This window comes from Alloyangia pacifica (genome assembly GCF_900116195.1).
Taxonomy (GTDB): domain Bacteria; phylum Pseudomonadota; class Alphaproteobacteria; order Rhodobacterales; family Rhodobacteraceae; genus Salipiger; species Salipiger pacificus.
Genome location: NZ_FOZW01000021.1, coordinates 41,944 through 49,952 on the forward strand (window position 1 = coordinate 41,944; position 8,009 = coordinate 49,952).

Annotated in this window: 5 protein-coding genes and 2 pseudogenes; 3 read left to right on the forward strand and 4 right to left on the reverse strand. The window is 64.3% G+C overall.

Annotated elements, in window-relative coordinates:
• Positions 1 to 4: 4 nt before the first annotated feature.
• Together BM397_RS27105 and BM397_RS27110 are read left to right on the forward strand one after the other, a co-directional pair.
• The gene (locus BM397_RS27105; protein ID WP_092430948.1) at positions 5 to 472 is read left to right on the forward strand and encodes a DUF411 domain-containing protein; all 468 of its coding nucleotides are present in this window, start codon (positions 5 to 7) and stop codon (positions 470 to 472) included.
• Between the two features lie 329 nt (positions 473 to 801).
• Positions 802 to 1,776, forward strand: coding sequence for a calcium/sodium antiporter (locus tag BM397_RS27110; protein ID WP_092430950.1), 975 nt, complete (start codon positions 802 to 804; stop codon positions 1,774 to 1,776).
• Between the two features lie 4 nt (positions 1,777 to 1,780).
• On the opposite strand, the gene BM397_RS27115 is transcribed toward BM397_RS27110, so the two are convergent.
• The 4 genes and pseudogenes from BM397_RS27115 to BM397_RS27130 all read right to left on the reverse strand — a co-directional run bounded on the left by BM397_RS27115 (position 1,781) and on the right by BM397_RS27130 (position 7,032).
• A complete protein-coding gene (locus BM397_RS27115) occupies positions 1,781 to 3,559 on the reverse strand; it encodes an SLC13 family permease (RefSeq protein WP_092430951.1) in 1,779 nt (592 codons plus the stop codon).
• Between the two features lie 391 nt (positions 3,560 to 3,950).
• Positions 3,951 to 4,922, reverse strand: a complete 972-nt coding sequence (locus BM397_RS27120) for an HAD family hydrolase (protein WP_092430952.1) — start codon at positions 4,920 to 4,922, stop codon at positions 3,951 to 3,953.
• 99 nt (positions 4,923 to 5,021) lie between these two features.
• A pseudogene (locus BM397_RS27125) lies at positions 5,022 to 5,534 on the reverse strand (arylsulfatase); the annotation flags it as partial.
• 73 nt (positions 5,535 to 5,607) lie between these two features.
• Positions 5,608 to 7,032: pseudogene (locus BM397_RS27130) on the reverse strand (IS3 family transposase).
• Between BM397_RS27130 and istB the strand changes: the two are divergent.
• Positions 6,983 to 7,822: an IS21-like element helper ATPase IstB gene (istB, locus tag BM397_RS27135; RefSeq protein ID WP_092430956.1), complete on the forward strand. Its 840-nt coding sequence runs from the start codon at positions 6,983 to 6,985 to the stop codon at positions 7,820 to 7,822. The pseudogene BM397_RS27130 and the gene istB overlap by 50 nt on opposite strands.
• Positions 7,823 to 8,009 lie beyond the last annotated feature (187 nt).

Sequence of the window (8,009 nt, forward strand, 5' to 3'; positions counted from 1 at the left end):
ACCGATGATCCTCACCCGCCGCGCCATGATGGCTTCCGCCGCGTGCTTCGCCGCGACAGGGCCGACCGCCGGTCTGTCCCAAAGCTCTCCGGCAATCCACGTCCTGAAAGATCCCAATTGTGGCTGCTGCACCGCTTGGATCGAGATCCTGAAGGATGACGGCTTCGCGGTCACCACCGAGCGCAGCTTCGGCACCCTCCTGATCCGGCACAAGCTCGAGAACGGCATCCCCCAGAACATGACCTCCTGCCACACCGGCGAAATCGAGGGCTACATGATCGAAGGACACGTGCCGACGGCCGACATTCGACGACTGCTATCCGAGCGCCCCGATGCCGTCGGTCTCGCCGTGCCCGGGATGCCTTACGGATCACCGGGCATGGGGCCAGAGGATGAGCGGGAAGCCTACGATGTGTTCCTGATCCTCGGAGATGGCAGGACGGAAATCTTCTCCAGCTATGAGGCTGCCTGACGGCACCGATCTCAGGATCGCCGTGGGGCCACTGCACAAATCTCACACCGCGCAGTCACAGCGAAAGTCAGGAAAGTCCGCGAAGCCGCGGCTCTCTCTGCGCCGTCGCACGACGGCTCAGCGCCCTTTCGCGAAGTTCAGGCGATCAGGGAGTTCGCGTATGCTGCAAGAGTAGACCTTCTGGGCCGAAGCTTTCTTGATTGCCTCAGCTCGGCAATCCCGTGAGGCAGTGAATTCCTCAACGAGCTGACTTCCCGGCCCTTGAAGGCCATCACATGCATCGCCACTTGCATCCGCGATGCGCCGGCTGATCGGCGTCGGAGTTCAACATGTTCGAGACTTGGCTGCCGCTTATCGCGGGGTTTGTGTTGCTGGTTGCTGGCGGTGAGTTGCTGGTGCGAGGCGCGGTGCAGGCCGCGGAGCGGCTGGGTGTCTCACCTCTGGTCATCGGCCTCACGCTCGTCGGCTTTGGAACCTCGATGCCGGAGCTTGTGACCTCGGTGCAGGCCGGGCTCAGCGGCTCGCCCGGCATTGCCTATGGCAATATCGTCGGCTCCAACATTGCCAACATCCTGCTGATCGGCGGCATCTCGGCGTTGATCTGCCCGGTGATCGTCGCCGAGGCCGCGCTCCGGCGTGATGCGGCGCTGATGCTCGGGGTGGCGGCGCTCTTCGCGGCGCTGGCGCTCGCGCTGCCCATGGGCCGCCTTCTGGGCGCGGGTTTTGTCGCGGGTCTCGTCGCCTATATCGTCATGGTCATCCGGCAGGAGCGCACAACGGGCGAGCATGGCGCGATCCACGATAAGAGCGCTGCGCTGCTACAGGCCGATCCGGGCCTTGGCGCCCCCTCACGTCGCCGGGGGCTGATCCTGCCGCTGCTGCTTGCTCTTGCTGGGCTTGGCCTCGTGGTGCTCGGCGGCGCGTTGCTGGTCGATGGGGCCGTCGCGCTGGCGCGTGCCTTTGGCATCGGCGAGACGGTGATCGGCCTGACCATCGTTGCGGTCGGCACGTCGATGCCAGAGCTTGTGACCTCGGTGATCGCCGCGCTGAAGCGGCAGGGGGATGTGGCCTTCGGCAATATCGTCGGCTCCAACATGTACAACATCCTCGGCATCGGGGGCACCACGGCGCTGATCGCGCCGGGAGCGGTGCCGTCCGAGATCACCGCCTTCGATGCGCCGCTGATGGTGGGCGTAAGCGCCTTGCTCGTGGTCTTCGCAGCGACCGCGCGCCGCATCGACCGCTGGGAAGGGCTGGCGCTGCTCGCCGGCTACGGCGCCTATCTCTACCTGCTCTGGCCCTGAGCCCCTACGGCTGCAGCGGCCAGAACACCGGGGCCAGCAGCACCGTCACCACGCCGGCCATGATGTTCATCGGCAGGCCCAGACGCAGGAAGTCGGTGAAGCGGTAGCCGCCGGCGTTGTAGACCATCGTGTTGGTCTGATAGCCGATCGGGGTCGCGAAGCTGGCGCTGGCGCCGAACATGACGACCACGACGAAGGCCCGCGGGTCGAGGCCGAGCGCCTGTGCCACACCGACGGCAATCGGGGTCATGATCACCGCGACAGCGTTGTTGGTCACCACCTCGGTCAGCGCCGAGGTCACCGCGTAGATCAGTGCGAGCGCGAGGATTGGGCTGAGCTGCGCCAGCGGCCCCGACAGCCCGCTCACGATCAGCGTCATGGCCCCGCTGCGCTCCATCGCGGTGCCCAGCACCAGCATGCTGACGATCAGCAGCAGCAGGCGGCCGTCGATGGCTCCGATGCCCTCGTCCGGCTCGACGCAGCGGGTCAGCAGTACGATGGCCGCGCCGATGATCGCCAGCGGCAATATCGGCGCAAGCTCCAGCGCCGCGCCCAGCACGACCATGGCCAGCACCGCCAGCGCGATAGGCGCCTTGCTGCGCCGGAACGCGCGGGCCTGCAGCGGCGCCAGCAGGATCAGATCCTCGTCCCGCGCGAGCCGCGCGATGTCCTCGGCGGGCCCATCCAGAAGCACCGTATCGCCCGGGTTCAGCTGCAGCCGGTCCTCCATCAGGTCTCGCGCGCTGCCCTTGCGGTGCAGGGCGATGGGGTAAACGCCGTGGCTGCGCCGCCAGCCAAGTTCCGCGACCGCGCCCTTGCGGTCCTTCACCAATGCTTCGACCACTTGATGACGCCGTGCGTTTGCCCGCTCGAGACCGGGAATGGCAAGGCTGCGCGAGCTCTCGCCCCGGTAGCCCGCAACCTCCGCGTCGGAGGTATGCAGCACCACCCGGTCGCCGGGGTGCAGCACCTCCGCCTGAAGGTTGTGCCGCAGCGAGACATCTTCGCGGATCAGGTCCACCAGCCGGGTGGCGCTGCGCCGGAAATCGGAAATGTCACTCACCTTCCGGCCGATCAGCGGCGAGGTCGCGGGCACGAAAAGCTCGACCCGCCATGACCTTCCGCTACGCGGCGCTTGCATCTCGGCCAGCGCCAACCGCTCGGGCAGCAGGCGCGGCGCGGCCACGGCGAGAAAGAGGCTGCCCAGCAAAGCCAGCGCGATGCCGAGGGGGGCAATCTCGAACAGCGAGAAAGGCGCGAGATCGAGATCGCGCGCGACCCCGTCCACAAGGATGTTTGTCGAGGTGCCGATGAGCGTGCAGGTGCCTCCCATGATCACCACGAAGCTGAGCGGCATGAGGAACCGCGAGGCGCTGGTGCCAAGCTGGCGGGCCAGTCCGAAGACCACCGGGATCAGGATCATCACCACCGGCGTGTTGTTCATGAAAGCCGAGGCAATCGCCGCCAGCGCAAAGAAGAGCAGGATCGTGCGCCGCGGATGCCGTAGCATGCCGCGCCCCAGCCATTCGGCCACCGCCTCGAGCACCCCGGTGCGCACCAGCGCGGCGCTCAGCACGAACATCGCGCCGATGGTGGCCGGGGCGGAGTTGCTCAACGCCTTGACCACATCGTCGGTGCTCACGAGGCCGAGCAGCAGCGCCACGGCCACACCGCCAAGGGCGGTGACTTCGGCAGCGAAGCGCTCGGTCAGGAACAGGGCAAAGACGGCAGCCACCAGAAGAAGGGCGCCCTGAGGCGCGTAGGAGCCGAGATCGAAAAGCATGGGAGGCACCCGGATAAACGCCGCGCTGGAAAGGCGCCGTCGGCAAGGCGCAGGTGGCGCGGGCTCTCGGCCCGCCGCACCCTCTCAGTGACGATCGAGCATGCCATCGAATGAGGTGCGCGAGAATAGGGATTCTCAGCGCGCGCTGCCGGATCGCAAGCCTCCCTTTTGCGGGAGTATATGCCCTTTGCAACGCGAGGGCTTGGAGCGATAGGGCACAAGGCCTACGATGGCATTTTCAGCGATACGGAGGGGGGCAGAATCCGCCCACCCGGTCCCCCATTTCACTCCAGTCGAAGGCCTGGGAATGAACGAGAGTTGACAGGGCTTTCCGCCAAAGCCGAGATCACCAGACAAAGTCCTATCGCGGCCAGAAGCGTGGCGCCCAGGATCACTTCCCGGGCCATACCTTGCTCCAATCCTGTGCCATGTCGACGATCAGCCAACCGCGGTCTTCTCCCTCGTCGAGGCCGCGCGCGAGTTGGCCGACATGGCTGTCCCGGTCATAAGCAAACTCCCGATCCGCGTCGGTGTGATGGACCAGCATTCCGAACCGGGCACCATCGCCTGCCGTGGTGTATTCGAGCATCTGGAAGTCGCCATCCGAGTTGCCCGCCGCGAAGATCGGGCGCTGCCCGATGTGGCGCACAATCCCGACCGGCTTGCCTTCCTTGTCATCGAGGAACGTGATGCCGCCGTTCTTGATCAGTGTCGGCGCGTCGCCGTCGGCCGCGTAAGTGGTGTCGCCCTCGGTCCCGACCACCTGCCACGGCGGGATGCCGTAGGTGTCCTCGGCAAAGGCTCGGATGAAGTCGATGCCGCCGCCCGAGACGATGTAGGTCGCAAAACCCTCGTCGCGCAGGTAGGCCAGCAGCTCGAGCATTGGTTGGTAGATCATCTCGCCGAAGGGCATTTCCGTCGATGGGTGTACGGCGCTTTCCAGCCACGCGCCTGCGCTGGACTGGAAGTCTTCGACGGTGACGCCCGAGTGAGAGACGTTGATCACCTCGAGAAGCCCCTCCATGCCGCCCGCAAGGATGCCTTCGAGGTCGCCCTCTGCGCCTGCCTTCAGGGCATCCGAGGTCAGGATCGAAGGGTCGCTCCCGGCCTTCTCCTTCAGCACGTCGATGGCGTAGAGGAGTTGGAAGTAGACCGGCTGTTCAGCCCAGAGGCAGCCGTCGTTGTCGAAAGTGGCAATGCGGTCTGCTTGAGGAACGAAGTCCTCTGAGGCCGGGTCGGTGACCGTCTCCACAAACTCAATGATCGCCGACTTCGCCTCGGTATCATTCCAGGACGGTAGTGGGTCGGCGTACGCAGCAACGGCCAGAAGCGTTAGGCAGGTGGTAGCGGTCAACAGGCGCATGAGAAACGACCTTTCGGAATAATTCGGGGTGGTGGAATTGGGGGCCGGCCCTGCGCTTGCGGTACAGGGCCGACGTTCTCAAACATCACGAGCCAGCGGTCATTGCGTGCCGCCTGCTTGCGAGAGCTTCTCCATAACCTTGTCGAGGCTGAAGGAGGCCGCTTCTTGACGCGGCGGGAATTCCTGGAAGGTTTCGAGGAAGTTCGCCACGTAGGACTGTGCCGGCACCAGCATGTAGGCGCGGTCGAGCATCCAGTCGTAGTAGGTGTTCGAGGTCCGGTAGCCACGCTCGTAGGGATCGCGGCGCAGGTTGAAGATCAGCGGCGTGCGCAGGGGCGTCAGCGGCTCGATCCAGGCGCGGAACGTGCTCCAAGCCTTTTGCTCCAGGAAGGTGATCTTCCAATCGGCATAGCGCAGAGCCATCAGATCGCCATCGTCGGAGAAATAGAAGATCTCCTTTCGCGGGCTCTCCTCAGTTTCACCGGTCAGCAATGGCAGGATGTTGTAGCCATCAAGGTGCACCTTGTAGTCGCGACCCTCGCCCACTTCAGCGACAGTGATGCCGTCGAGCAGGTCATCCTTGATCGTCTCGTTCCCGGCAGCGGCCAGGAAGTGTCCGTCATCAAATAATTTGGGACCGGGAATGCTCTGCCGGTCAGGAGGGTCTGGCTCGTTCAGTTCGAGGTTATGCCGCCTGGGTTCGGTTGAGCAAGCGGCGCTGGCGGATGGTGTCGGACTTGATCCTCCTTCGTTCGGCTAAGATGGCTTTGGCGCGACCGAAGTAGACGTCGGCTGGGGTGACGTTTCCGAGGCTCTCATGGACGCGTTGATGGTTGTAGTGGTCGACGAAGGTCTCGATCGCGGCCTCGAGTGCGCCGGGGAGGTAGTGGTTCTCCAGCAGGATGCGGTTCTTCAGGGTCTGGTGCCAGCGTTCGATCTTGCCCTGCGTCTGCGGATGGTTGGGGGCCCCGCGCACATGCTCCATCTGCTTGTCCTCCAGCCAGATTGCGAGATCACCTGCGATGTAGGACGAGCCGTTGTCGCTGAGAAGTCGTGGTCGGTGTAGCACGGTCGGCTGGTCGCAACCGGACGCCTCCAGCGCGAGCTGGAGTGTGTCACTCGACCATTGTTCTTGAACCAATGGCGAACAAGGTCTCGTCATCTTCGGCCCGCATGGTCGTGCAGAGCTTCCAGGCGATTACATATCGGCTGAAGTCATCCAGGATGGTGCTCAGATAGTACCAACCCCAACCGATCACCTTCAGGTACGTGAAGTCGGTCTGCCATAGCTGGTTTGGCCGGCTCGTCTTATCGCGGAACTCGTCCGCAGCCTTGACCACGATGAAGGCAGGGCTCGGGATCAGGTCGTGCGCCTTGAGGATGCGATACCCGTTCGGCAGGACAACCATCCACTGGATCGTTCTCTGGTCTGCCTCACCCTCTGAGACAAAGTACTTCTTCGTATCTGTGAAGCGCACCGCAAGCTCCCGTGGAGAGAGTTCGGGCTCCTCCAGCGCCAAGCCGACCACATCCTGCCGGACATCATCAGGGATGCGGTTCCAGACCCGACCCGGATGGGGTCGGCGATCCTCGAGACCTGCCTCGCCAAGGGATCGGTATCGGTCGTACCAACGATAGAAGGTTGTCTTCGGAATACCGAACATCTCCAGCGTGCGCGCCGCCGGCAGATGTGATCTCTCGACGAGCCGGATAATCTCGAGCTTTTCGGATGCAGGGTACCTCATTCGTGGTCTCCCCCATCCCCGATCATACTTTTTTTGAGCAGCCGGTTCTCAAGGGTGGCCTCTGCCAAGGCCTCCTTCAGCGCGCTGGCCTCAGCCCGCAGGACCTTCACTTCCGGGCTGCTCGCCTGGCGCGCCGTGTCACCAGCAAGCCGCTTCTTGCCAGCCTCGAGAAACTCTTTGGACTAACTGTAGTACAGGCTCGTCGCAATCCCCTCGCGCCGGCAAAGCTCGGCTATGCTCTCCTCGCCGCGAAGCCCCTCAAGCACGATGCGGATCTTTTCCTCCGCCGAATGCTGTTTGCGGGTGCGTCGGCGGATGACCGTGCCCGTGCCACGCCCCGTCGACGTGCATGCGCTGCCCGCCATGCTCACTGCGCTGCGCCTCCCCAGCATCCAGCGGCACTGGCCCGCGCTGGCCGGGCGTGCCGATGCCGAGGGTTGGCCCGCGTCCCGCTTCCTTGCTGCCTTGGCCGAAATCGAGCTCGCCGACCGTGACGCACGGCGCATCCAGCGCCACCTGCGCGAGTCCGGGCTGCCCGGGGGAAAGACGCTCGCAACCTTCGACTTCAAGGCCTTGGCAGGCGTCCCAAGGGCACGCATCGAGGCGCTCGCCGCCGGAGACTGGGTCGAGACCGGCGCCAACCTGATCGCCATCGGCAATTCCGGCGCCGGGAAGACCCATGTCCTCTGCGCCATCGGACATGCCCTGGTCGAAGCCGGGCGGCGGGTCCTCTACACCCGCACCACTGATATGGTGCAGCGGCTCCAGGCCGCCCGACGCGACCTCGCCCTCGAGGCTGCTCTGGCAAAGCTCGACAAGTTCGACCTGATCATTCTCGACGACATCACCTACGCGCAGAAGGATCAGGCCGAGAGCTCCGTGCTCTTCGAACTCATCGCCCGGCGCTACGAGACCAAGAGCCTCGCGATCGCCGCCAATCAGCCCTTCAGTGCCTGGGGCAGCGTCTTTCCTGATCAGGCTGTCACTGTTGCCGCGATCGACAGGCTGGTCCACCACGCGACCATCCTGGAGATGAATGGGGACAGCTACCGCCGGCGAGCTGCAGTCACCCGACAATCACCCGAGACTGTCGCTCCGCCGACAGCCTCCAGCGACAACATCAGCGACAAGCTCGAGGAGGAAACCGCACAGTAACATCAACGAAGAACGCAGCGGTCAAAACCGGCCAATTTGGTTGTCGGTAGCGGCCAAGGAGGTTGACGCTCTACAATCAAGCGCTCCACGGGCTGAAGAACGGCCTGTGCGGCGCGTTAGCTCTAAAATATCAGCAACTCGGGATCGTGCAGCGCCGCGCGAGACAGCAGGTAACGCGCGAAGGTAC